The 1,635-nt window shown below is 51.9% G+C and carries 3 protein-coding genes; 2 read left to right on the forward strand and 1 reads right to left on the reverse strand.

Annotated features, from left to right (window positions below; all coding sequences use genetic code 11):
* Positions 1–843 (reverse strand): hypothetical protein (locus BN1132_RS15580; protein ID WP_042078692.1); only part of this gene is annotated, 843 nt, incomplete at its 3' end.
* 319 nt (positions 844–1,162) lie between these two features.
* On the opposite strand from BN1132_RS15580, the gene BN1132_RS15585 reads away from it, so the two are divergent.
* Both BN1132_RS15585 and BN1132_RS19760 read left to right on the forward strand, forming a co-directional pair.
* Entirely contained in the window at positions 1,163–1,456 is a 294-nt protein-coding gene (locus BN1132_RS15585; RefSeq protein ID WP_167335718.1) for a helix-turn-helix domain-containing protein, read from the forward strand.
* On the forward strand, positions 1,440–1,635 hold a 196-nt coding region (locus BN1132_RS19760), incomplete at its 3' end, for a HipA N-terminal domain-containing protein (protein WP_339361507.1). The genes BN1132_RS15585 and BN1132_RS19760, both read left to right, overlap by 17 nt.

Raw genomic sequence — 1,635 nt, forward strand, 5'->3', positions numbered from 1 at the left:
CACGGAAATTACCTTTTTAGGTGGTCGACGAACTTCACCGTTAATCTGATTCCTTGCGGGCAGTTGCGCCATGTAGTTGCGCAACATCAGATCTAGTGGCGGAGACTGTAAGTTCTCGACAATCCAAGTCACTGACGGATTCAAGTCTGTCATAGTTGTCTTGAATCCGGTCTCTGCTGCGGCAATCCCCATTACAAGTGCACTTCGAGGATTGTCCCGTTGATTCTGCCATGCTTCACGAAAAAGATCGTGATACAACGGTTGCTTGGATTGAAACTGAATGAGGGTTTCGACATTCGCTCGACACTCCTCATCGAAATTGGCGTCCTGCACTTTTGGCATATGGAGAGTGAATACTCCGGCGATCATTTGACGGTTCAAGAACCCATGCTCGTCGATAATCTTCTCGCCCTTGCTGTCATCGTGCCATCTCATAGATGACCATTCGCTCTGAAGTCCCAATGGTCCACCGACGATTCCCATGCGCCAACGAACCACATTGAATATTTCAGACGCCATGCGGTCCATACTCCCGTGCAACGCAACTATGAAATCGCGATAGTCATCAGGCAAGTTTGTAAACCCGTTCTGATTCTCTCCTCCAAGACTCCAATCGATTTCTGCCTCTCCGGTAAACACGACGCGTACCGAATCCGGAATGTCATCCTTGCGATGAATTGTTTGTACAAGCACTTGCGGTTCTTCATCCTCGCTGAACACATGTATGTAACGCATGAACAGCGAAAACATCTGCTTGGGATCATCGAATTGGATTGCCCCAAAATCCTTTAGCGGCGGCTCAAATCTCCACGGATCTAATCGGTAATATGTTTGGAAAAACATTGCGCATCCCCATAAGCCGTTTTTTCACTGAAACCAAAATTATCACTCTGGTTCAGCGAAAGGAAATTTAGGCCATCGCTCGGTGAAGTGAACGTGAAGTGCAATGCTGCTCTGCAAACGACATCCTCCCGGCCCCTCGGTCTGAATCGACCCCAACTATCCCTCACCACCTCCCCGCTCTAAAAAGTGAACCCCTCTACACTTTTCTCTCGTAACCAGTACCAGGACCATAAAAAGTGCACTATCGTACACTTTTGATTGCGGTTTGCTCTTACCATGGGTTAAGGTGTAACAACCTACACTTTTTCCCGTGATCATGATGGCAGACGCATCGTTGCAAACCGGCCCGAAAGCACTGGATCCCGCCTCCCTGGGGCTGGCGATCCGGGAGAGACGCAAGGCCGCCAGGATGACCCAGGAGGTGACGGCCTCACTGTGCGGCATCTCCAAGAAGACCCTGATCAAGATTGAGAAGGGGGGGGATGTCTACCTCTCGACCCTGTTGCTGGTGATGAAGGCGTTGGGGCTGCACTTGCAACTGGTGCAGGAAGTGGGCTCACAGGTAACAAGCGGCAACAGCCAACCAGAGGTCGGTGATGATGAGTGGTTCTGAGCACCATCGGCTTGAACTTCGGCTGGGTAACCAGCTGATCGGCCATCTCGAGTATGACTCCAGCCAGGATGCGTTTCAGCTCGGCTATACACCTGAGTGGCAGGCGCGTGGCTTCCCGCTCTCCCCGCCGCTGGCGCTGGATGGTTCGGCCAGCAGCGCCCAGATCCGGGCGTATCTCG

Source organism: Aeromonas sanarellii, from assembly GCF_000820085.1.
Taxonomy (GTDB): domain Bacteria; phylum Pseudomonadota; class Gammaproteobacteria; order Enterobacterales; family Aeromonadaceae; genus Aeromonas; species Aeromonas sanarellii.